The sequence below is a fragment of the Pontibacter anaerobius genome, from assembly GCF_026241195.1.
Taxonomy (GTDB): domain Bacteria; phylum Bacteroidota; class Bacteroidia; order Cytophagales; family Hymenobacteraceae; genus Pontibacter; species Pontibacter anaerobius.
In genome coordinates this window covers 116,740-139,768 of the sequence record NZ_JAPFQO010000007.1, presented here as the reverse complement: position 1 = coordinate 139,768, position 23,029 = coordinate 116,740, and the positions used below count along the sequence as shown (strand labels likewise).

At 51.8% G+C, this 23,029-nt stretch carries 24 protein-coding genes; 17 read left to right on the top strand and 7 right to left on the bottom strand.

Annotated elements, in window-relative coordinates; genetic code table 11:
* The first annotated feature begins 39 nt into the window (after positions 1 to 39).
* The 4 genes from OO017_RS11320 to OO017_RS11305 all read left to right on the top strand — a co-directional run bounded on the left by OO017_RS11320 (position 40) and on the right by OO017_RS11305 (position 1,894).
* Positions 40 to 240: a zinc-ribbon domain-containing protein gene (locus tag OO017_RS11320; protein WP_266052602.1), complete on the top strand. Its 201-nt coding sequence runs from the start codon at positions 40 to 42 to the stop codon at positions 238 to 240.
* Between the two features lie 29 nt (positions 241 to 269).
* Positions 270 to 608, top strand: coding sequence for a hypothetical protein (locus OO017_RS11315; protein ID WP_266052601.1), 339 nt, complete (start codon positions 270 to 272; stop codon positions 606 to 608).
* A 161-nt stretch (positions 609 to 769) separates the two neighbouring features.
* A complete protein-coding gene (locus OO017_RS11310; protein ID WP_266052600.1) occupies positions 770 to 1,495 on the top strand; it encodes a head GIN domain-containing protein in 726 nt (241 codons plus the stop codon).
* Between the two features lie 132 nt (positions 1,496 to 1,627).
* On the top strand, positions 1,628 to 1,894 hold the full coding sequence (locus OO017_RS11305) for a hypothetical protein (protein ID WP_266052599.1): 267 nt from the start codon (positions 1,628 to 1,630) through the stop codon (positions 1,892 to 1,894).
* An 86-nt stretch (positions 1,895 to 1,980) separates the two neighbouring features.
* Here OO017_RS11305 and bla read toward each other — a convergent pair whose 3' ends face one another.
* From bla to recF, 6 genes are all read right to left on the bottom strand, one after another.
* On the bottom strand, positions 1,981 to 2,700 hold the full coding sequence (gene bla / locus OO017_RS11300; protein WP_266052598.1) for a subclass B1 metallo-beta-lactamase: 720 nt from the start codon (positions 2,698 to 2,700) through the stop codon (positions 1,981 to 1,983).
* 18 nt (positions 2,701 to 2,718) lie between these two features.
* Entirely contained in the window at positions 2,719 to 4,101 is a 1,383-nt protein-coding gene (locus OO017_RS11295) for a M28 family metallopeptidase (protein ID WP_266052597.1), read from the bottom strand.
* A gap of 780 nt (positions 4,102 to 4,881) precedes the next feature.
* Complete coding sequence (locus OO017_RS11290; RefSeq protein WP_266052596.1) at positions 4,882 to 5,439, bottom strand: hotdog domain-containing protein; 558 nt, start codon at positions 5,437 to 5,439, stop codon at positions 4,882 to 4,884.
* Between the two features lie 56 nt (positions 5,440 to 5,495).
* Complete coding sequence (locus tag OO017_RS11285; protein WP_266052595.1) at positions 5,496 to 5,819, bottom strand: DciA family protein; 324 nt, start codon at positions 5,817 to 5,819, stop codon at positions 5,496 to 5,498.
* Between the two features lie 81 nt (positions 5,820 to 5,900).
* Positions 5,901 to 6,521: a hypothetical protein gene (locus tag OO017_RS11280; protein ID WP_266052594.1), complete on the bottom strand. Its 621-nt coding sequence runs from the start codon at positions 6,519 to 6,521 to the stop codon at positions 5,901 to 5,903.
* 81 nt (positions 6,522 to 6,602) lie between these two features.
* Positions 6,603 to 7,715 carry a DNA replication/repair protein RecF gene (gene recF / locus OO017_RS11275; RefSeq protein ID WP_266052593.1) on the bottom strand — a complete coding sequence of 371 codons (1,113 nt, stop codon included), beginning with the start codon at positions 7,713 to 7,715 and terminating at the stop codon, positions 6,603 to 6,605.
* Positions 7,716 to 7,851: 136 nt separating this feature from the next.
* Between recF and pdhA the strand changes: the two genes are divergently transcribed.
* From pdhA to ribH, 3 genes are all read left to right on the top strand, one after another.
* Complete coding sequence (gene pdhA / locus OO017_RS11270; protein ID WP_266052592.1) at positions 7,852 to 8,898, top strand: pyruvate dehydrogenase (acetyl-transferring) E1 component subunit alpha; 1,047 nt, start codon at positions 7,852 to 7,854, stop codon at positions 8,896 to 8,898.
* A gap of 120 nt (positions 8,899 to 9,018) precedes the next feature.
* Positions 9,019 to 9,738: a tetratricopeptide repeat protein gene (locus OO017_RS11265; RefSeq protein WP_266052591.1), complete on the top strand. Its 720-nt coding sequence runs from the start codon at positions 9,019 to 9,021 to the stop codon at positions 9,736 to 9,738.
* Positions 9,739 to 9,889: 151 nt separating this feature from the next.
* Entirely contained in the window at positions 9,890 to 10,366 is a 477-nt protein-coding gene (gene ribH / locus OO017_RS11260; RefSeq protein ID WP_266052590.1) for a 6,7-dimethyl-8-ribityllumazine synthase, read from the top strand.
* 460 nt (positions 10,367 to 10,826) lie between these two features.
* On the opposite strand, the gene OO017_RS11255 is transcribed toward ribH, so the two are convergent.
* Positions 10,827 to 11,420: a DUF3575 domain-containing protein gene (locus tag OO017_RS11255; protein WP_266052589.1), complete on the bottom strand. Its 594-nt coding sequence runs from the start codon at positions 11,418 to 11,420 to the stop codon at positions 10,827 to 10,829.
* Between the two features lie 361 nt (positions 11,421 to 11,781).
* On the opposite strand from OO017_RS11255, the gene OO017_RS11250 reads away from it, so the two are divergent.
* The 10 genes from OO017_RS11250 (at position 11,782) to OO017_RS11205 (ending at position 22,884) form a co-directional block, all read left to right on the top strand.
* The gene (locus OO017_RS11250) at positions 11,782 to 12,171 is read left to right on the top strand and encodes a TraR/DksA family transcriptional regulator (RefSeq protein WP_266052588.1); all 390 of its coding nucleotides are present in this window, start codon (positions 11,782 to 11,784) and stop codon (positions 12,169 to 12,171) included.
* Positions 12,172 to 12,182: 11 nt separating this feature from the next.
* The gene (gene scpB, locus OO017_RS11245; protein WP_266052587.1) at positions 12,183 to 12,746 is read left to right on the top strand and encodes an SMC-Scp complex subunit ScpB; all 564 of its coding nucleotides are present in this window, start codon (positions 12,183 to 12,185) and stop codon (positions 12,744 to 12,746) included.
* A gap of 103 nt (positions 12,747 to 12,849) precedes the next feature.
* Positions 12,850 to 14,514: a pseudouridine synthase gene (locus OO017_RS11240; protein WP_266052586.1), complete on the top strand. Its 1,665-nt coding sequence runs from the start codon at positions 12,850 to 12,852 to the stop codon at positions 14,512 to 14,514.
* A gap of 2 nt (positions 14,515 to 14,516) precedes the next feature.
* Entirely contained in the window at positions 14,517 to 15,236 is a 720-nt protein-coding gene (locus OO017_RS11235; protein WP_266052585.1) for a type III pantothenate kinase, read from the top strand.
* On the top strand, positions 15,229 to 16,542 hold the full coding sequence (gene bamG / locus OO017_RS11230) for a BamG family beta-barrel-assembly machinery protein (protein WP_266052584.1): 1,314 nt from the start codon (positions 15,229 to 15,231) through the stop codon (positions 16,540 to 16,542). Before OO017_RS11235 ends, bamG begins: the two co-directional genes overlap by 8 nt.
* Before the next feature lie 123 nt (positions 16,543 to 16,665).
* Entirely contained in the window at positions 16,666 to 17,205 is a 540-nt protein-coding gene (lptC, locus tag OO017_RS11225; protein WP_266052583.1) for an LPS export ABC transporter periplasmic protein LptC, read from the top strand.
* Positions 17,202 to 17,375: a hypothetical protein gene (locus tag OO017_RS11220; protein WP_266052582.1), complete on the top strand. Its 174-nt coding sequence runs from the start codon at positions 17,202 to 17,204 to the stop codon at positions 17,373 to 17,375. Before lptC ends, OO017_RS11220 begins: the two co-directional genes overlap by 4 nt.
* 21 nt (positions 17,376 to 17,396) lie before the next feature.
* Entirely contained in the window at positions 17,397 to 18,698 is a 1,302-nt protein-coding gene (locus tag OO017_RS11215; protein ID WP_266052581.1) for a hemolysin family protein, read from the top strand.
* A gap of 75 nt (positions 18,699 to 18,773) precedes the next feature.
* Positions 18,774 to 20,879, top strand: a complete 2,106-nt coding sequence (locus OO017_RS11210; protein ID WP_266052580.1) for a peptidylprolyl isomerase — start codon at positions 18,774 to 18,776, stop codon at positions 20,877 to 20,879.
* 184 nt (positions 20,880 to 21,063) lie between these two features.
* Positions 21,064 to 22,884, top strand: coding sequence for a tetratricopeptide repeat protein (locus OO017_RS11205; RefSeq protein WP_266052579.1), 1,821 nt, complete (start codon positions 21,064 to 21,066; stop codon positions 22,882 to 22,884).
* Positions 22,885 to 23,029 lie beyond the last annotated feature (145 nt).

Genomic DNA, 23,029 nt, shown 5'->3' with positions numbered 1-23,029 from the left:
AGGCTGCACTTATTTGCCTCAGGTGCGTACCTTTGTAACATGGCCAACCCTGAAAACCCTGCTACCAAAACCTGTCCTAACTGCGGTGCCACCGTGCCCCGCGAAGCCAAGCAGTGCCCGCAATGCGGCCAACCGCTGCCTGCCAACGGCTCCAACTGGTTCAAAAACCTGACAGCCACCGAAATCTTCCTGCTTGTGCTGGGCGGCATTATGCTGGCCATTGGGCTTGTGGCGCTGTAACCATGGGCACTTTCCGGCAACCACTTTTCTTGATTTTTCTTTTACTTGCCGCAGGCAACCAACTGCTGGAGCTTACAGGCGTTTACCTATGGCCACTGCACACGCACCTCGACGATCTGCTGGTGCTGCCCCTGGCGCTTACGGTTGCGCTTGCTGCCGAGCGGTTATACTTCAGGAACCCATACTTTGTGTTGCCGCTATACCATACTTTGCTGGCGCTGCTGCTGTTTAGCGTGGTGTTTGAAGGCTTGCTACCGTTGCTGCACCAAAAGTATACAGCCGACCCGTGGGACGTGCTGGCCTATACAACAGGGGCCTTTATTTTTCAGCGTTGGATGAACAGGCCTTTAGCCGGAGAGCGGGTGTAGCTGGTGCCAACGTGAGGCAGCAGGAGTTAAGTTAATGTAAAGTGCGGTTTTGAGAAATTCTTTTCAACCTCAAGCAACCTTTTCGGAAAAACGGCATCTTTTATGCATAATGGCTTTTGAAAAAAGATGTAACAGGAATTACTAACCCAAAAATCTATACTATGAAGATCAGTAATTTACACAAAGCGGCCTTTGGGCTTTTTATCGTTGCTTTTATGCTGCTAAACGTATCGGCGGCAATGGCGCAGGGCCTGCGGGGCAATGGGAAAGTGGCCACGCAAGACAGGGATGTATCCGGAATTAAAGGTATTGACGTTAGCGGCGGCTTTGTGGTGGAGCTGACGCAGGGCAGCAACGAAAGCGTGCGCCTGGAGGCAGAGGAAAACCTGCTTAATAACATTAAAACAGAGGTGCGTAACGGTATCCTGCACATCTACAATGATAGAGGTATCAGCTCTACCAAGGGTATGAAAGCCTACGTGACACTGAAAGGGCTGGAGAGCATCAACATCAGCGGCGGCGTGAAAATAATAGGCAACTCCAGCTTTAAATCGCCTGCCCTGAAAATGGACATGAGCGGTGGCTCTAACGTGAAACTCACCGTGGACACAAAAGAGATCAAGGCTGACCTAAGCGGCGCAAGCAAAGTAGAGCTGCTGGGCAAGGCTGACGTCCTGAACATGGACATGTCCGGGGCCTCGAAGGTGGATGCTTCGGAACTGGAGGCACGTGAGGTGAAGATACAGGCCAGCGGAGCCAGCAATGTGAAAGTTTTTGCCAAGGAGGCTTTGGATATTAACGCTTCCGGAGCATCATCGGTCTACTACAAAGGCAGCCCAAGCATCACTTCGGATGTAACGTCTGCGGCCCGTGTTGGCAAATTGTAACGAAGAGAATACAACCTGATTTACAACAAAAAAGCAGTCCTGTTTCGGGGCTGCTTTTTTGTTTCTCATCTTTTACCCAGGGGGCGCGTATAGTTTATCTGCGGAAAACAAACTTAAAACAACAGTAAAGCTATGAGTGAATCCAGGAAAACAACTAACCACAGAGAAATACAGGAGTGGGCCAAGAAGCACGGCGGCGTACCAAGGGTAGTAAAAGGCACTGAGAACGATGGTAGCGGCGAGGGTGTGCTGCGCATCCACTTCCCGAAGAAAAGCGACGACAACGGCAGTTTTGATGAGGTCAGCTGGGACGAGTTCTTTAAAGAATTTGACAAGAACAACCTGGCGCTGCTCCACGACCCCAACGGCAACTTTAACAAGCTGGTAAGCCGGGATTGATGAAACAACAGAATCGATGAAGTATAAAGCGAGAGGCCGGAGTTTTTATGCTCCGGCCTCTCGCTTTATACTTTGTTGTGTTATCCTTACTTCTGATCCTGCAGGAGCTCCAACGTATGGCTGAGCAAGGACCGGTTGCCCCAGGGGCCGTGGCTCGGCACCACCACCTTAGCTTTGGGGTAACGCTGCTGCACATGTTGGATGGCAACAGGCCAGCTTTCCAGGTCAGCATCGGCGGTGTTTCCCAGGTTCTTTGCCTGGGTATCCTTTACAAAACAGCCCCCAAAGAGAATCTTTTGCTGCGGCAGGTACACCACCACGTTATCTAAAGTATGGCCGCCGCCGGGGAAGTATACTTCAAACTTCTGCTTGCCGATGGTAAATGTGGTATCGGTGGCGAAGGTGATATCCGGTGTACCTTTGCCATTCGCAGCGGCAAGTGTGGCCGTAAGCTCTGAGGTAACCACCGGAATGCCCTGCGCCTGCACCGCCCCGATGCCGCCCATCTTGTCATCATGCCAGTGGGTGGGCACGCATACTTTTACCGGCTGCTTCAGGTTGGTTTTCACCCACGCCAGTAGCTGTTCTGTCGGTTCGTTGCCCCAGCCAGTATCAATCAGCACAACGCCATCGTTTGTGGAGACCAACAGGCCGTGCGAGGGAAACAGCACGCCATTATACTTCTGAAATGAAGTATGGACGTATACTTTCGGTGCGATTTTGGTTACCTGTATCGGCTGCTCCTGTGCCCGCAACGTAAAGGCAGGCAACAGGAGCAGCAACAGAGGTAACAGCAGTCCTTTCATCGTCAGCTAAAGTATAAATTAGCGCACTGGCACAGGCAGCACCGGCAGGCTGGCATGCCCCTCCTTGTCCATCGACTGCACGGCAAAGAAGTAGTTATCCTTAGAGTAGGGCAAAGTGGCTTTGGTATCGGTCACGTAGAAGCGCTTCTCCCAGTTCGGGCTGTTGGTTTCACGCATCAGCACGTAATAGCCAGCCGGCTTGGCTCCTTTGGCAGGGGCTTCCCACTTCAGGTCTGTTTTGTTGGTGAGTTCTGAGGTAAGTACACCTACTTTCTCCGGGGCGGCAGGGGCCCAGCCCAGGCTGGCCATACTTGCCAGGTTAACGGCCGTGTTCTTGCGCAGGTACTCAAAATCCATAAACTCGGGCAGGTCACCGTACTGCTTTCCGTCCTCCTTGCGCACATCCTGGTGCTGGTGGTCGAAATCTTCGTTCATCTCGCTCATACGCACGGCTGTAAAGCCCTGGCGGTTAAACGGCGTGTGGTCGCCGCCGCGCAGGAAGCGGTCGGACCGGTGCACCAGCACCACGTCTAACTGGTCCACGTACTTCTCGCCCACCAGCTCCATGTAGCGGGCCAGGTTACGGCTCGGGCTGTCGCTCTCGGCGCCTAAAGTTCTGCGCAGGCGGGCCTGTTCCTCGGTCTCGTTAGCGGGCACGCCCTCGCTGAAGATGCGGACTTTGGTATTGTCGTGCAGGCCGGTTTCGGCAGAGTAGGAGTTGCCCACGATGTCGTTGTTCTGCATGGCCACCAGGTTCCAGCCCTCTTTTTTAGCACGCTCAGCCAGATGGGTGGAGCCGTACAATCCCTGCTCCTCGCCCTGGAAAGCCACAAACATCAGCGTAGCCGGGAACTTCTGCGACGCCATCACGCGGGCCATCTCCATCACCATTGCCACGCCGGAGGCATCGTCGTTAGCGCCTGGGGCCTTGCTTTTGGCATCCATTACGTCGGTGGCGCGGGAGTCGAGGTGGCCGCCCACAATGATCACGCGGTCATCGTTCGGGTCGGTGCCTTTCAGGATGGCGATCACGTTGGCCATCTCCGTATCCTGCGGCACGCGACGCCCGTCGGCTTTTACGGTAAACTTGTCCATCTCCACGGTCATGCGGCCGCCGGAGGCCTGGGCATACTTCTCAAACTCGGATTTTACCCACTCACGGGCCGCGCCGATGCCTTCTTTCTTGCTGGTGGTGGTGCTCAAAGTATGGCGTGTGCCGAAGCTCACCATCTTACGCACCAGTTGCTCCAGGTTTTGGGCCGAGAGCTGGTTTATCATCTTCTTGATGTCGTCATCCTGACGCACCACTTCCTGGGCTATACTTTGGGTTGGGGTAATCAAGGGGGCACCTGTCAGCAGCAGAGCCGCCAATAGGGCTTTAAGGTTAGGATTAATAGTCATTTTAGGGTTAGATATATGATCGATGTTACAAGTTACAAAGGATATGGGAGAAATGGGAGGAGGGGAAGTATTATGCTGTTTAGCTGCGATATATCATGCCTCTCCTGGCGCAAGTGTCTGCTTGTGACTTCCATAGCGCATTGCTAGCGCGGGCTTGTAGCCCGTGCTCTTTATACTTTAGCTGCTGCTTCCTTTAACTTGAAGCAAGCTATCCTTCCTGGCAGTTGTTTATCCGCAGTCTTTCTTGCTAATCGTTTCATCTCTGGCAGTGGTGCCCTCAAGGCCGGGAGGCCTCGTCTTGGGGGTAGGGGCCCTCGATAAGGGCATCGCGCTGTGTTCCCTCCTTGCCTCGCTGCCGCTCGGCATGCCCTTGGCAGGCACCGGATCTCACAAGGCGCTCAACCCGAAGACTGGGATCGGTTTTCGATAGCTACCACTGACTGAGCTTTAACCGGACTCCCTCTCCTGTTCTGGGGGTAGGGGCCCTCGAGAAAAGAAGAGGGTTGGGGAGAGGTAAATTCCCCTCTCGGGAGGGGCTGGGGTGGGTTCATAATTCCCTAACTCCTAACTTCCATCAAGCATAACAATCACCTGCAGAACCCACCCTGAGGCCTCCGGCCTCAGTGAAGTCGGAGACTTCACATCATTTGCAGGACAGGAGTCGGGAGACTCGCGCCAGAAATAAACAGCGTAATGCAGAAGACCCTATCCATCCGGTGGTAGGACCCGGTATTGCAATCCTGTCCATCCACAAATCCTGAAAATCCTGATTCAGACAAATTAAAACGCGATTTTACAGCGCTCCTGCTGTAACAGGTGTAAGGCGTCTTCCACTTGAAGTATGGTTTTGGAGTTGGCCAGCTCGGTTTCGTAGCGACGCGAGAGTTCGCGGCGTTTGATGGCCTCCAGAAAGCGACGGCCGTCTTCGCGGGTCTCCAGGATAAGGCCGGGTACCTGCGTGGGTTTGTCGTCGTCCCCTTTAGCCACCATCGTGAAGTAGGAGGTATTGGTATGTTTTACCTTGCCGGTTTTTACGTTCTCGGCAATCACCCGGATGCCCACCATCAGCGAGGTGTTGCCCACGTAATTCACCGAGGCCTTCAGCGATACCAGGTCGCCCACCTCCACGGGTTGCAGAAAGTGCACGCCTTCCACTGTAACGGTAACGCAGTAGTTGCCGGCATGTTTAGAGGCGCAGGCATAGGCCACTTTATCCATCAAAGAGAGAAGTATGCCGCCGTGTATTTTGCCGCCGAAGTTGGCGTAGCTCGGGATCATGAGCTCGGTGAGGGTGGTGCGGGAGTAGGAAACAGGACGAAAGTTGTTATTATCAGTCATAGGTAAGTATAGCTATTCAGGAAAATCTATACTTGTTTTCGTCCCGCGCTGTTGCTTTATAGGAAGATGATGTCCTTCACTACGTTGTTGCCTGCCTCGGTATTCAGAATCTCAATCACCTTGCTTTTAGACATGTTGAGCTCGTGCTTAAGTGGGGCTGAGGTCAGTTTTACGAACAGTTTGCCGTCTTTAAAGTATAGCTGCTGCGTTTTCAGGGCGATGGGCTTGCCCATGATCTTCTCCCAGTTCTGCACCAACTGCACCTCGCTCAGTTTACCGTCCAGGCGGTAGGCCTGCATCAGCGCCTTCAGGCTTTCCCCAATCGGCTGGATGTCTGCCTTGCGTTTATCAATCGCCTCTTTCTTCTTGTAGTAGCGCACGGTTTTTATTTTTGAATGAGTGGGTGAAGGAGTGAATAATTAAGGATTCTTATCAGCAAGATAATGAGGAAACAGAAGTTATTATTTAGGTGGATGCTTTTTAGTCCATGTCCAGCCTTTAATAAAATCACATATACAGTTTGTTATCTCAATCATAAGTTCTGTGGCCTCTACTCTTAACTGGTCATCAACAAAATAATCTTCTTTACTGATCGAGAATGCTATAGTTCTTTGTTCTATATCTTTCAGTTTGGTTGAGTTAAATATGTGTTTATGGCTTAGATGTACAAAACCCGAAGTTTCTTTATAAACCCTTTTTACCCAAGGGTATTTGACAGATAATTGATCAACAAGATACCCATCATGCATTTTATTTCCTGAGATATCTTTTAAGTGGTTAATTTGCTCTCCACTTAAGACTTTCATCGCAAAATCATGTGGGTTATCTACAATCCATGCTGCAGAGAATCTAAGTAAATTATCTAGATGAAGTCTTATCAAGTGTGCAGCACAGTTAAAATTGTTAGCTCTTGTTAGAAGAACAAAACCACTTATAGTTGACAATGTCCTGTTAAGCACAGCATTCGCTAAAAGATCAAGAGGATACATGTTTTCATCATGAACCATCTCTTTTGCTGCTTCAATTACAACTTTGTCTAATGATTCTAATCTCTTTAAGCCTTCTTCTACTTTGTTGTTCATGCGCTGCAATATTTGCTAAGAGTGATGTAATTAGGCACACTAACTTACTTCTAGCTGGATTATAAGCTTCTAAAATCAAGCCTACAACTCCCCAATCACCTTCACCACTCCCTCCTTCACCTCAAATCTACGGATACTTTCCGAGAGGCCTTCGAGTATTTTATCGGTGCGCTCCAGGTGGGTGTCTGTCAGGAAGATCTGGCCGAAAGTATGGGCGGCCACCATTTGCATAAGCTTGGTGATGCGCTTCTCGTCGAGGCGGTCAAAAATGTCGTCGAGCAGGAGCAGGGGCTTGTGGTGCTGGCGCTGGTCCATCACCTCGAAGTGCGCCAGCTTCAGGGCGATGACGTAGCTTTTCTGCTGCCCCTGCGAGCCGAAGCTTTTCACGGGGTTGCCGTCCATCAGAAATACAAAGTCGTCTTTGTGCGGGCCCACGGTGGTGCGCTGCAGCGCCATGTCCTTGCGCTCGGCCTGCTGTAGTTTGTTGGCAAGGTCGCCGCCCTCCAGCTGGCTTTTGTAGGTGAGCGTCACCTCCTCGTGGCTGTCGGAGATGTGGTGGTAGTGCTTCTGGAAGATCGGCGCGAAATCCTGCAGAAAGCGCTGCCGCGCCTGCACCAGCTCCTCGCCGAAAGGCACCAGCTGCTCGTTCAGGATCTGCAGGTAATCGCGATCGAAGTAATGGCGCTCGGCAAACTGCTTCAGCAGGGAATTGCGCTGCTTCAGGATGTAGTTATACTGTATGAGCTGCTCCAGGTACACATGGTCGTACTGCGACATGAGGCTGTCGAAGTACTTGCGGCGCTCCTCGCTGCCCTCGCGGATCAGGTCAGTGTCGTAAGGCGAGATGAGCACTACCGGGAAGCGGCCAATGTGGTCGCTGATCTTCTCGTAGAGCGCCTTGTTGTGCGTTACGGTCTTTTTCTGCCCCTGCTTCAGGCTCACCTGCACCGTGTGCTTCTCGCCCGAGATATCAAAGCGCCCCTTCACCATAAAGAAGTCCTCGCCCTGTTTTATACTTTGCGCGTCGGTGCCCGGAAAGGCGCTCCTGGTCATGGAGAGGTAGTGGATGGCGTCGAGCAGGTTGGTTTTGCCGCTGCCGTTATCGCCGATAAAGCAGTTGATATGCTCCGAAAAGCTGAGCGCAGCCTCTTCGTAGTTTTTGAAAAACAGCAAACTGAGATTTTCGAGGAGCATTTAATTTCTACTTTGATATCTTTTTCCTTAATTTCGCATGCTAAACCGTTTGTGGCTTATATTTGCCGCAGTTTTAGGGGGTTAAAGCCCTGAAAGTATAAACGGACATCCTAAAAACGCACATAGACTATTACTCATGGCTGATACGAAAGATAAGGCAAAAGCGAAGTCGGCAAAGGCAAAGGTACAGGCTGAGCCAAAGTTTTCAAAGGAAACATACATGTGGTGGTATGAGTCGATGAAACTCATGCGCCGCTTTGAGGAGAAATCCGGCCAGCTATATGGTCAGCAGAAAATCAAAGGCTTCTGCCACCTGTACATCGGCCAGGAGGCTTGTGCGGCCGGTGCGGCCTCTGCTCTAGAAGAAGGCGATAAGTGGATCACGGCTTACCGCGACCATGCTCACCCGCTGGCGCTGGGCACGAGCCCGAACGCTATCATGGCAGAGCTTTTCGCCAAGGCTACCGGTTGCTCTAAGGGCAAGGGTGGCTCTATGCACATCTTCGATAAGGAAGTAGGCTTTATGGGTGGCCACGGTATTGTGGGTGCCCAGGTGCCGCTTGGTGCAGGTATCGCCTTCGCCGAGAAGTATAACAACACCGGCAAAGTATGCATTTGCTACATGGGTGATGGTGCCGTGCGCCAGGGTGCATTCCACGAGGCCCTGAACATGGCCATGACCTGGAAGCTGCCTGTGATCTTCGTGATCGAGAACAACGGCTATGCCATGGGTACTTCCGTGAAGCGTACCTCCAATGTGGTAGAGCTTTATACCTTGGGCGAGAGCTATGATATCCCTTCTGAGCCGGTTGACGCCATGGAAGTGGAGAACGTCCACGAAGCCGTGGCGAGAGCCGCTGAGCGTGCTCGTGCCGGTGAGGGCCCAACCCTGCTGGAGTTCAGAACCTACCGCTACAAAGGCCACTCCATGTCGGACCCTGCCAAGTATAGAACCAAGGAGGAGCTGGAAGACTACAAAGGCCGCGACTCTATTGAGTCAGTGAAAGCCACAATCCTGAAAAACGGCTGGGCTACAGAGGAAGAACTGGACCAGATAGACGAAAAAATAAAGCAGCAGGTGGCGGAGTCGGTGGAGTTTGCCGAGAGCTCGCCATATCCGGAGCCGGAAGAGCTGTATACAGACATTTATATTGAGAAGGACTATCCATTTATAATGGACTAAGTCGCATTTTATCAAATTATTAGGAATTAAAAGCTGTAAATTTGATGTTCAGGACCTATAGGTATTGATTCTAATTACTTTTAATTCCTACTTTTGAGGTTATAATTCATTAACACACTGATGGCAAAAGAAACAGTTAAGAACCACAGCGAGTTTGAGGAGCTGGTTGAGAACCCTGATGCACTGGCAGATCGCCTGTACGGCTCAGAGGACTTTGTGAAGAAAAACAAATCAAAGCTGCTGGGATTATTCATCGCCATCGCTGCTGTTATTGTAGGTGGTTTCCTGTACTATAACTACCGCAGCACGCAGAACGTGGAGGCACAGAACGCCATGTTCCAGGCGGTGTACTACTTCGAGGCCGACTCCCTGGGCAAAGCCCTGAACGGTGATGGCCAGAACCTGGGCCTGCTGGAAATCGCAGACGAGTATAGCAGCACTGATGCCGGTAACCTGGCAAACTTCTACGCAGGTGCAGCGCTGCTGAAGCAGGGCCAGTTTGCAGAGGCTGCAGACCGCCTGAAAGAGTTTGAGTCTGATGACTACCTGCTGCAGGCCCGCGCCTATAGCCTGACAGGCGACGCACTGCTGGAGCAGGACAAGCACAGCGAGGCTGCCGATATGTACAAGAAAGCCGCAACCCACAATGCGAACCCGTTCTTTTCGCCGCAGTACCTGATGAAGGCCGGTATCGCTTATGAGGCCGGAAACGACTACAGCGCTGCTGCTGAAGTATACGAAACGATTATCACGGACTATGTAGCTTCTGCTGAGGTTACGGATGCCAAAAAGTATAAAGCACGTGCCGAAATGCTGGCAGGTGGCGCTCAGGCTGAGTAGTAATCAAGCCTGGACCAAGTATAAAAAGCGCTTTTGCTGTTCAGGCAAAAGCGCTTTTTTATTTTATTTTGCCAACGGGGAAGTATAAATAGCCACGAAGCACACACTAGCCCCAGTAACAAACATCGAGTAACGCATAACTAATGAAAGTATGGCCACAGCATTAAAAAACCTGAGCGAGTATAGCCAGGGTAAGTTTACAGACATCTCGGAGAAGACCTTTGGCATTGTAGTGGCCGAGTGGCACGACGACATCACCAGCGTACTGTGCCAGGGAGCCGTGGACACGCTGCTGAAGCATGGCGCCAAAAAGGAGAATATCTATATCAACACGGTGCCCGGAAGCTTCGAGCTGACCTTGGGGGCGCAGTTCCTGGCCCTGCAGGAGGAGATCGATGCGGTGATCTGCATCGGCGTGGTGATTAAAGGCGATACCAAGCATGATGATTATATCAACAATGCCGTAGCCAACGGGCTTACCAACGTGGCGCTTAAGTTCAATAAGCCGGTGTCGTTTGGCCTGGTAACCACCAACACCTTGGAGCAGGCATTGGACAGAGCAGGAGGCAAGCACGGCAACAAGGGCGTAGAAGCCGCAGCCGCTGCCATTGGCATGCTCAGTTTCTAAGGCAGCATCATGATTGCAAGGTTGGTTTGAATGGGCAGGGTTGATCTATGTTTCCTAGGAGCAGGAGAGGGAGTTCTGCAAACGATTATCATCCCCCTGCCCCCTTCAAAGGGGGACTTGGAGTAAAGGCTTTGGCTATCGAAATGATCCCAGTCTTTCCGTGGGGGTAGGGCCCTCGTATAAAGAGCGCCTTTGGAGTTTTTCGGTCCCGAAGGGATTGCAAAGCGACAGCGAGCAAAGAAAAGGTCCCAGCGCGATGCGGGAAGACGAGCCCTCCCGGGCTGGAGAGAGCCAAAGCATGAGGTGAAACGAGCCGTTCGTAAGACTGAGTATAAAAGGTAGCTAGCAAGTATAGCCTGTATCAATTTATAGGAAGCGGCAGCTACAAAGTATAGCCAGAGAAGTATAAACTGAAGAAGAGCTGCAGCTAAAAATATAGCATATAAAATATAAAATATACTTAAAAACTGTAGCCAACCGTTAAACCAGGTCTGAAGCGAACACCGCTGCCTACCAGGTTCAGGAAGCCAAGGTCAAAATCATCCTCCGTGCCCGAATTAACCTTCAGGCTGCCCCCGTTTACACCCAGCCCCATAAAAATATCCACGGAGATGCCGCTATTAAAGATCCACTGGTTACCGGCAGCCACACCGGCACCTACAGGCTTATAGGTCGCTTCGTAAGTCTTGCCTTCCTCTTTGTCGTCTACTGTCAGCTTGTAATTAAGTATGCGGCCATAGCCGGCCACATATACCCCTTTAGGCGCCTGTTTGGTGTCAGATAAGTAATAGCGTACCTCTGGCGTAATGCCGTAGCCGCTGAACTCCACGTCCTTATAGGAAGCGCCTGTGGTAAAGGCTCCCAGTTGCGCACTCATGTGTGGGGCAAAGGCATACTCCAAAAAGCCTGACGCTGTTAATGCAAAGGGACTCAACACATTCGCCTTCAGCACCACGCGGCGGGGCGTTTCTGTCTGGCGCCGCACCTGCGCCGATACAGTAGACACAGCGGCCAGTAAAAATATGGCGGAGAGCAGGAGGGTAATTTTTTTCATAATGCAGATTTAAGTATTGTTTTAGAGCTGCCAAACAGGCAGCAGCAGCGCATCTGCAACTATTGTTCCAGAAACACCTAAAGCGCTGCCCATAAAAATTATTGTGGTGGCCAAGTATAAAAAACGGTTAAATAATAGCTGGCAATAGTAAAGTATAAAAGAATACTCTTATTTTTGCAGCAATTTTAGCGACTTACCTTGTTGAAACAAAGGTTTTTGGCTGAGATTTTGCAATAGTACAGAAAGTAAACTATATAGGGGCGTCTGTTGTTATGGCGGAACAGGTCTATATCACCCTTGACGCATACCTACACCTTAGTTATAAAGGTTAAATACTATATCACAGTTCTAATACAGTGTAATGAATACAAACGAAGAAAGACAGCGCTACTCCAAAGAGGACCTTGCTGAATTTGAAGAGATCATCCAGGAGAAACTGACGAATGCACGTAAGGAGGTAGCCTTTATTAAGGAAACCCTGAGCCGCCGCAACGACTCTGGAACTGATAACACAGCTTCTCCATCTAAAATGCTGGAAGACGGTGCCGATACAGCCGAAAAGGAAAGCCTGAATCAGTTGGCTTCCCGCCAGATGAAATTTATCCAGCAGCTAGAAAATGCCCTGATCAGGATCAAAAACGGCACTTACGGTGTTTGCATCGTAACAGGCAAGCTGATACCTAAAGAAAGATTGCGTGCCGTACCGCACACACAGCACTCTATTGAAGCAAAACTTCAGCGTAACGATTAGTACTTTTACCTTTGGATATACTGCAGAACCATATTCAGGCCCTGGTCTTCTGTGCCCAGTCGCCAATTAGCATCGAGGAAATCCAGCGCTGCCTACAGGAGTCGCTCGGAATGGAGGAGATACTGGTGAGCGACGTGCTGGAAGCAGTGGAGGCCATTAACGAGCGGCTGCAGGAACAAGGCTTCGCTTTCCAGATCTACGCGATCGGGGGTGGTTACCAGTTCCTGACAAAGCCCGAGTACCAGGATACGGTTAGCACTTATCTGAAACATAAATCGAAGAAGAAATTGTCAGCGTCTGCATTGGAGACGCTGGCCATTATCGCCTATAAGCAACCAGTTACCAGAAGCCAGATGGAGCAGATACGCGGCGTTGGCTGCGACTATGCCGTGCAAAGGCTGCTGGAGAAAGAACTGATCGAGATAAAAGGCAAGGCCGACACCATCGGGCGCCCGGTGCTCTATGGCACGTCGCAAAAGTTCATGGATTACTTCGGCATCAACCACATCAAAGACCTTCCGCAACTTAAAGATTTCGCCACAGAGGAAAATACCATCGGCGAAGCCGCCGACTAGCCTTTAAGGCACCCATACCCGTATTGAACTATAGTTTTACCAATTCCATTATTACTGCACAACCAAGGTACAGTAGCGATACTGCATCGATAAATACATAGCAATGGCAAAATTTAACGAAAGACCTGACCGCGATAACGCTGGCGCAGGCAGAAGAGGTGCTGACAGAGACCGCTCTGACAGACCAAGCAACGACCGCGAAGGCAAAAAAATCTTTAACAGAAGAGATAAATACGAAAGATCTGACGAGGGAAGAGAAGGACGCGGAGAGCGCCGCTCTTTCGGAGACAGGCCAGAAAGAAGAGATAACGACCGCAAGCCGTTCAACGGCGATCGTCGTGAGGGTGGCGAAAGACGCTCTTATGGCGATAGAAGAGAAGGCGGAGAGCGCCGTCCCTTTAACTCCGACAGGAGAGAAGGTGGCGAGCGCCGCAGCTACGGCGACAGGCGCGAAGGCGGCGAAAGACGAAGCTTCAACAGCGACCGTCCTAACCGCGAAGGCAGTGAGCGCCGTTCTTATGGTGACAGAAGAGAGGGAGGAGAGCGTGGAGAACGCCGTTCGTTCAACTCAGACAGGCCGGAAAGACGCGACAGCGATAGAAAAAGCTTCGGCTCTGACAGACGTGATGACCGCCGTGGAGGTGGAGATCGCCGCGAAGGAGGCGAGAGACGTTCATTTGGCGGCGATAGAAGAGAAGGCGGAGAGCGCCGTTCCTTTAACTCCGACAGGAGAGAAGGTGGCGAGCGCCGTTCTTTCAGCAATGACCGCCCGAGACGCGACGAGGGCGAGCGCCGCAGTTTTAACTCAGACCGCCGCGATGACCGCAAAGGCGGAGAAGAAAGAGGGGAGCGCCGTTTCAGCCGCGAGGGCAAGCCTTCGTTCGGTGAAAAGCGCGGCTCCAGAGAAGAGAGAGGCGTTAAAAGCTTTACTCCAAGAGGCCGTTCTAATGACCGCTTCCGTGGAAACGAGGAGGAGCCAAAAACTCCGGATTACAACCTGAACCGCTACAAGAATAACCCGCGCATCAAGAAAAGCAACCGCGAAGAAGAGGAAAACGACGGTACGATCCGCCTGAACCGCTACATCGCGAATGCCGGTGTGTGCTCACGCCGCGAGGCTGATGTGCTGATCGAGTCAGGGGAGATTAAGGTGAACGGCGAAGTAGTAACAGAGATGGGCTACAAAGTACAGCCTACCGATAATGTATACTATGGCAAGAAACTCTTGAGCCGCGAGAAGATGGTGTACGTGCTGCTGAACAAGCCGAAGGATTTCCTGACCACGACAGATGACCCGGAGGGCCGCAAAACGGTGATGAGCCTGGTGGCCAATGCCTCTAAGGAGCGCATTTTCCCGGTTGGCCGCCTGGACCGCAACACGACTGGCCTGCTGCTGTTCACTAACGACGGCGAGGTGGCGCAGAAGCTGACCCACCCATCCAACAATATCAAGAAGATTTACCAGGTAGAGCTGGACAAGCCAATCACTAAAGCCGACTACTTAAAAGTAGCCGAAGGCGTAGAGCTGGAGGACGGCAAGGCAGATGTGGACGATGTAGCGATATTGGGTGAGTCCAACAAGTTCCTGGGGCTGGAAATCCATATTGGCCGCAACCGTATTGTGCGCCGTATTTTTGAGCACCTCGGTTACGATGTGGTATCCCTGGACCGTGTGCAGTATGCTGGTCTTACAAAGAAGGACGTGCCGCGCGGAGAGTGGCGCTACCTGACTGAAAAAGAAGTGATCCAGCTAAAATACTTCATGTAAAAATGCGCAACGTCGCTATCGACATTGGAAACACCGGCACAAAGTATGGCATCTTCGAAGAAGGTGCCTTGGTGGAGCAAGGGTATTTTGAAGGGCAGGAAACTCTGCCGCCGACGCTGCTAAACCATACTTTTGACCATGCCATAGTTGCTTCGGTAGGCGTAAGTGCACAAAGTATAAAGGAGAGGCTGTCTGTGACGGGTAAGCTATTGGAGCTAACCCCGCAGGCAGCCTTGCCTGTTATAAACCTCTACAAAACGCCCCAGACCCTAGGGGCCGACAGGATAGCCGCGGCCGTGGGGGCAAATTTCCTCTTTCCGGGGCGCAACTGCCTGGTGTTTGACGCCGGCACCTGCATTACCCATGATTTTGTGGATGCGCAAGGGCAGTACCACGGGGGCGGCATAGCGCCAGGCTTGCAGATGAAATTCAAGGCCTTGCATACTTTTACCAAGCGTCTGCCGTTAGTACAGCAAATTGATGAAAATTTTCCGTTGACGGGGCAAAGCACGCAGGAGTCTATTTTGAGCGGCGTATTGGCCGGTAGCGTGGCCGAACTCAATGGCCTTATCCAATCTTATTCAGAAAAAGCTGCAGATTTAGTGGTTATACTTTGCGGGGGCGATGCAGGATTTTTTGAAAGTAAATTAAAAGGGCGCATCTTTGCAATTCCTGAATTGGTCTTGATCGGGCTTCACAGAATTTTGACACATAATGTATAAGACACTCCGAGTACTGATAGGCTTTGCGGCTCTATGTGTGGCACATGCCTCACAGGCGCAGCTTATTGGCAATACGCCCTACTCACGCTATGGTGCGGGCGAGATCAACGAGAACTATGGCAGCATACGTGGGGCCGGTATGGCAGGCGCAGGCATCAGTGCCGGCAATAGCTTCCAGCCCAACATCGCCAACCCCGCGTTGCTATACTATAACAGCATCACCAACTTCGACTTTAGTGGTGCCGGGCAGGTTAAAAACATAAAAAGCCAGCAGGCATCGCAGTTCGACGGAAACGCCAATTTGTACAACCTGTCGCTGGTGGTGCCAATTTCCAGGCGCTGGAGCACTGCCGTGGGGCTGCGCCCTTTCTCTACCGTAAACTACGAGATCAACGCATCCTCTGAGGTAGAAGGCAATCCGCAGGCCGAGATCATGCGCCGTTATACAGGCGAAGGCGGCCTTTCGGAAGTATACTTTGCACATGGCATCAGGCTGTTCGGAGGCCTTACCATAGGTGGTAGCGCATCTTATATATTCGGCAACACCATCACCGAAACCTCAAGCACGGTGCAGGACCCTGAGCAGGCGAGCGCCGCATTGGTAAGCGTAACGCAGGTAGACCGCACCACTTACAGAGACTTCGTTTACCGCGGTGGCATTAACTACAGGCAAAAACTGAACGACAAGCTGCACATGAGCGTAGGCGGTGTGTACAGCTTTGCCACCGACCTGGATGCCGAGCGCGATATCTCGTATGAGCGCAGAAGCCCGGACGGCAGCCCTCTGCCCGGCCTGGACGGCAGTGCGCTTATCATAAACCAGGACACCGTTAGCAGCTCAATTCACCTGCCAGCCAACTGGCGTGCCGGTGTGAGCTTGGATAACGGCAGTAACCTGACTATTTCAGCTGACTTCATCACCCACGAGTGGTCAAAGTATAAAGGTTTTGATGGCGACAACGATAACCTGAAAGACAGCTACAAAATTGCCCTGGGCGGCGAGTACACGCCAAATGCCAACGCCATCGACAGCTACTTTAAGCGCATTACCTACCGTGGGGGCCTATATTACAACGATACACAGTTCCAGTTGAACGGAGAAGACATAAAAGACCTTGGCGTGACAACAGGATTCACTTTCCCGCTGGGCCGTGGCACTATGTATGATCTTTATTTGTTAAACGTATCGTTGGGCTATGGCCAGCGCGGCACTACGGATAGCGGCCTTATCAAGGAAGATTATTTCCAGTTCGGGCTAGGCTTTACGGTAAACAGCCGTTGGTTCCTGAAGCGCCGCATAGAGTAGAAAACAAGTATAGCTAAAGTATAAAGGCCGTTCTTGGAGCGGCCTTTTTTATGGTAGATACCTACCCCATCACAAATCGCACAAAAATTGCTAACTTCACAGAAACCGAAGTGTAAAATACCGATGCGAGACGCATTTATAGCCCTGCTGCTGATAGTGTTCGCTATTGCCGGCTTTGGCTGCAAACGAGACATCAAGAACCCCGACGAGGAGGAGCGCTATACCGGCCCAACCATAGAGAACCACGATGTAACCACGCTTTACAGCGACTCTGCCAAGCTGCTGATAAAGCTGCAGGCCCCGGTGCAGCAGGAGTTTGAGGAGGGCGATGGTGTGTTTCCGAAGGGTTTTTATGTGGAGTTTTATGATGAGCAGGGAAACCTGGAATCTACGCTGCGTGGCAACCATGGTAAGCAGGACCCTAGAAAGAACCTGTACTACGCCAGGGGCAACGTGGTGGTAAACAACCTGAAGAAGAAAGAGAAGCTGGAGACGGAGGAACTGTACTGGGACCGTAAAAAGGCTAAGATCTACACCGAAAAGTTTGTGAAGATCACTACTCCCGAGGAAATCCTGACGGGCAAAGGCCTCACGGCTAACCAGGACCTGTCGCGCTACTCTATCAAGAAGGTTACGGGCAAGTTTAATTTTAGCGAGGAATGAACCGACGGCTCACTTACATAATCCTGTTGTCGCTGGCCTTTGTGGCCATGGTGATAGGTGTGCACCGCAGCATAGTGGAAGAAGACATAGCAGGCAATTACTGGATCTTTATGATCGGTTTTGTGTTTTACATCCTGTACAACTATGCTAAAAAGAAAGACAAGGCCTGATTTGTTTGTGTCTGATAAACCATGATAGACCCCAGTCAGATCATACTATTATGCGCAGCCCTTTTGTTCTCGGCCTTTTTCTCGGGTATCGAGATGGCCTTTATGGCTGCCAATAAGATTCAGATAGAGCTGAGCGATAAGAACGGCGTGCTCTCGGGCCGCATTCTGTGGCACCTGCTGCAGCACCCGGCCCGCCTGATGGGCACTACCCTGATCGGCAACACCCTGGCGCTGGTGCTGTATGGTTTTGGCATTGCCGGCGTGCTGTACCCACTGCTCTCCGCCTACTTGCCCGATCCGCTGCAGAGCACCCTGCTCATACTTATACTTCAGATCTTTATTGCCTCGGTGGTGGTGCTGCTTACCGCAGAGTTCTTGCCGCGCAGCCTAGCGGCCATCAACCCGAATAAAATGCTGCAGGTGCTGGCGGTGCCAATACTGCTTATGTATTACCTGCTGTGGCCGGTGGTGGTCCTGATCATGGGGCTGAGCAAATGGGTAGCCGAGAAAGTGTTTAAGATCGAGTTTTCGGAGGAGAAGCCCATGTTTGGCTCCACTGATCTCAACGCTTTTATTAAAAACCGCCTGTACCACCCTGAGCAGGAACACGCCCCGGAGGTAGACCCGGAGATATTCCATAATGCCCTGGAGTTTAAAACCGTGAAGGTGCGCGAGTGCATGGTGCCACGCACCGAGATAGAGGCCGTGGAGGTAAGGGAGTCGCTGGAGACGCTGCGCGAGGCTTTTACCAGTACCGGCCACTCGAAGATACTGGTGTACGAGGACGGCATCGACAATATTATAGGCTATTGCCACCAACTGGACATGTTCCGGCAGCCGCAAAGTATAAAAGAGGTACTGGCGCCGGTAAGTATGGTGCCTGAGAGTATGTTGGCCAGCGAGCTGTTTGTGAAGTTTGTGTCGGAGCACCGCAGTGTGGCTGTGGTGGTGGATGAGTTTGGCGGCACCTCCGGCATCGTGACCGTGGAGGACGTGATAGAGGAGATACTCGGGGAGATACAGGATGAGTACGACGTGAATGATGGGCTGCTGGAGCAGGTGATACCAGACAAGGGCATGTACATCCTGAGCGCGCGCCACGAGATAGATTACCTGAATGAGAAGTATGAACTGGACCTGCCCGAGGGCGACTACGAAACACTGGGCGGGCTTTTCTTCTCCGTGTTCGGGGAGATACCCATGCCGGGCGACAAAGTAGAGGTTCCACCCTTCACCATCACGGTGCTGACGATGGACGAGAACCGCATCGATGCCGTGAAGCTGCTAAAAAACACAGAGTTTCAGGCAGATGCAAAAGGCTAAACAGAAAGATAAAAATTTTGAATTTTAGCCTTATTAACCTTATTTTGCACAATCCTTTTATAAGTTACATAAAGAATGGCATTAATTAACAAGATTAGAGAGAAGTCTGGTTGGGCTGTAGGCGCCATTGCCATCGGGCTTGGTGTATTTGTGGTAGGCGGCGACCTGCTGGGGCCAAACTCAAGGCTGCTGGGCAACAATGCAAACACAGTAGGCGAAATAGCCGGCGAGGAGATTGACTACCAGGAGTTTGACAATGTACTGCAGCAGGTAAAGGCTGATTATGAGAACCGCGTTGGCCGTGCTGCCTCTGAAGGCGAACTAGCGATGCTGCGCGAGCAGGCCTGGAACCAGCTAATCTTTAAGATTGCCCTGGAAAAGGAGTATGACCGCCTGGGCCTGGAGGTAACAGACGAAGAGCTGGCCGACATGGTGCAGGGCAACAATATACACCCGGCCGTAATGCAGGCCTTTTCCAATCCGCAGACTGGTGAGTTTGACCGTAACCAAGTGGTGCAGTACCTGCAGAACCTGGACCAGACCGGCACACGCCCGATGTGGGTTAGCTTTGAGCAGAGCATCGCGGAAGACCGCCTACAGAGCAAGTTTGCTAACCTGATCAGCAAAACAGTTTACGTTACTACTGCCGAGGCGAAGAACTTTTATAAGGCGCAGAATGCTGCTGCAAGCATGAAAGTGCTTTTTGTACCTTATGGCACTGTTTCAGACTCTGCTGTGAAGGTAACGGATGCGCAGCTGAAGGATTACTACGAGCGCAACAAAGAACTTTATAAAGTAGAAGATGGCCGTACCGTCGAGTTTGTGACCATTCCGGTGACAGCCTCTAAGGAAGACAGCACCTACTATAACGAGGAAATCGCAACGATTACAAAGCAGTTTGCAAGCGCAACAAACGACTCTGCTTTTGTTAACGCAAACTCTGATGTGCCTTTCAACGGAACGTATGTAACGCCTGGCGACCTGCCAGAGGAGCTGCGCAAGCAACAGCCGCTGCAGGAAGGCAAAGTATACGGCCCTTTCACCAATAACAATTCAGTAGCACTGTTTAAGGTAACAGATGCCAAAACCGCTGAAAAGAGCTCTGCCAGAGCAAGCCATATCCTGATCCGTCCGGAAAGCGACACGCCAGAGGCGAAAGCCGCTGCCAAAGCCAAAGCGCAGGATGTGCTGACTCAGATAAAGAACGGTGCTGACTTTGCTCAGATGGCCGTACAGCATGGCTCAGATGGCACTGCATCCCGTGGTGGCGACCTAGGCTGGTTCCCGGAAGGCCAGATGGTGCCGGAGTTCGATAAAGCTATTTTCGGCTTTAACGGCAAAGGCCTGCTGCCAAATCTGGTAGAGACAGAATATGGTTACCACATCGTGAAGGTGACGGAGCCTAAAACAAAGGAGACATACAAGATAGCCGCCGTAGAGCGTACTATTGAGCCAAGCGAAACAACCCGCGATGCAGCTTACGCCGTGGCCGACGAACTGGCCGGCACAAGCGGCAGCACAGAGGAGTTCCGCAGTAACCTGGAGGCTAACAAGTCGCTGGTGAAAGAGGAGGCAGCCAACATCGGTAAAAACCAGGTGCTGGTAAACAACCTGGCAAGCGCCCGCGAACTGGTTCGCTGGACGTATGCAAAAGACACAGAGGTGGGTGATGTATCCCCAGTATTCGAGATAAACGACCAGTTTGTGGTGGCTACGCTTACCGGCAAGCGCGAAAAAGGATATGCCTCTATCGAGGATGTGCGCGATGAACTGACTGCAGCCGTGCGCGACGAGCAGAAGGCGAAGCAGATTATGGCGAAGCTAGAGGGCCAGAAAGGCTCCCTGGACCAGATTGCCTCAGCCTATGGTTCGGATGCCATGGTGAGAACTGCTGATAACGTGACATTTGCTTCAGGGTCTATCCCGGGTGTGGGTGTGGAGCCAAAGGCAGTAGGTAAGGCTTTCGGCCTAAAGCCGGGCGCCCGTACTGCTCCGTTTGAGGGTCAGGCCGGTGTGATGATCGTAGAGTTGACAAACCTTAACGCAGCACCGGAGATCGATGATTTCTCTAACGTGAAACAGCAGATTCTGACTACACGCGCAGGCCGTGCCGAAACGCAGGCTTTCGAGGCCATCAAAGAAAAATCTGAGATCGTAGATAACCGCGTTCGCTTCTTCTAAGCCAGCCGGTATACTTCATACAAGAGCCGCTCCCTAAAAAGAGTGGCTCTTTTTTTATGCAGGAAAGTATAACAGCCGCATGCTGCCAAAATCATCCCTCCCAAATCAAACTGATTGAGTATATTCATAGTTAGAAGAGAGGGGGACATACAGAGGCGAACAGGCTTTTCGTTTTATAGAAACTATGCGCAGGAACATACTTTATACTTTACTGCTCTCGCTGTTGGTGCTGCTGTCGGCCCCGGCGGCCCGGGCCCAACAGCAGCAGGACCTGGAGCTGGCACGGCAGTACTTCAGCCAGGGCGATTACGACAAGGCAGAGGAGCTGTACGGCAGGCTGATTGAGGACCAGCGGCTGTTCCATGCCGTTTACCCTGATTACCTGAAAACCCTGCTGGCCCAGCGCAACTACAAGGAGGCGGAGAAGCTGGTGAAGAAAACAATCAAGCGGTTTCCGGATAACCCGAATCTGGAGGTGGACCTGGGGCGCGTGTACCAGGCCTCCGGCAACAAATCTGCTGCCGAGAAGCAGTTTGGCAAGCTGCTGGAAAGTATGAACCCTGAGGCTGCGGTGGTAATAGCCAATGCCTTTATGCAGCACGAGATGTACGACTATGCCGAGCAAGCCTACCTGCGCGGCCGTCAGCTCATCAAAGACCCTACAGCCTATACCCGCCCACTGATTGCGCTGTATGCTTACCGCCAGAAAACCGACAAACTGATACCAGAGGTGCTGAACCTGCTGCAGGAGAATGAAAGCGAGTTGGGGTATGTGCAGAGCCGCCTGCAAAATAGCCTACAAGACGAGAAAAGCGCAGACCTGCTGGAGAAAGAGCTCATCCTGCGGGTGCAGCAGAACCCTGATAAGCTGGCTTACAATGAGATGCTGATTTGGCTATACATTCAGCGGAAAGACTTTTACAGCGCCCTGATGCAAGCCCGTGCTGTGGATAAGCGCACCCGTACCGGCGGCACCCGCGTGATGGAGTTGGGCGCCATCAGTCTGAAAAACGATGATTATGAGGGAGCCATAGAGGCCTTCCGGTACATCGTGGAGGCGTATCCGGAGGGGCCATACTATTTGGTGGCGCGGCAGCGGCTGATAAATGCCCGTGAGGAGCAGGTGGAGAGTACTTTCCCGATTGATAAAGAGCAAATACAGGCCTTGATTACGGACTATGAAGCGCTGCTGAGCGAGGTGGGTCGGCGGCCGGAGATGGTGGAGGCGCTGCAGCATATGGCTGGTTTATACGCCTTCCACCTGGATGAAAAGGAAAAAGCTATCTCCCTGCTGCAAGAGGCCATCAACGTGCCACGTGCCGACCCCAGCCTTATAGCCGATAGTAAACTCACGCTGGGGGATATCTACCTGCTGAAAGGGGAGCCGTGGGAGAGTACGCTGCTGTACTCGCAGGTGGAGAAATCGCATAAGGAAACGCCGATAGGGCATGAGGCCAAGCTACGTAACGCCCGCCTGAACTACTACAAGGGCGATTTTGAGCTGGCGCAGGCGCACCTGGATATCCTGAAGATGGCCACGAGCCGCGAGATCGCCAACGATGCCATGGACCTGAGCCTGCTGATAACCGACAATACCGGCTTGGATACCTCCACCGTGGCGATGGAAGAGTACGCCGCCATTGACCTGCTTATTTTCCAGAACAAGATGCAGGAGGCCTTAACTGCGCTGAATGCCATGCTGCAAAAGTATCCCGGCCATAGCCTCACCGATGAGATATACTTTCAGAAGGCTGCTATTTTTGAGCGGATGGGGGAGTTTAATAGGGCGGTAGAGAGCCTGCAGAAGATTGTGGGCAACCCGCAGTACGATATCCTGAGCGATGACGCCTTGTATCGCATGGCCTATATTTACGAGGAGAACTTGAACGATAAGGAGAAGGCGCAGGAGCTTTACAATGAGCTGCTGGTAAAGCACCAGGGCAGCATCTATGCGGCGGAAGCCCGAAAGCGCTTCCGTAACCTGCGCGGCGACAAACTCAATTAAGCTCTCTTAGGAGAAGAAAATAAAGAGGATAAGTATAAAAAGTATAAAGAACCCATACATGATCAGGTCCAGGGAATAATTTTTATACTTTTTAAAAAGTTCTCTGAATCGTTTCACTATTAATCCTGTTAATCAGGGCAAAAGT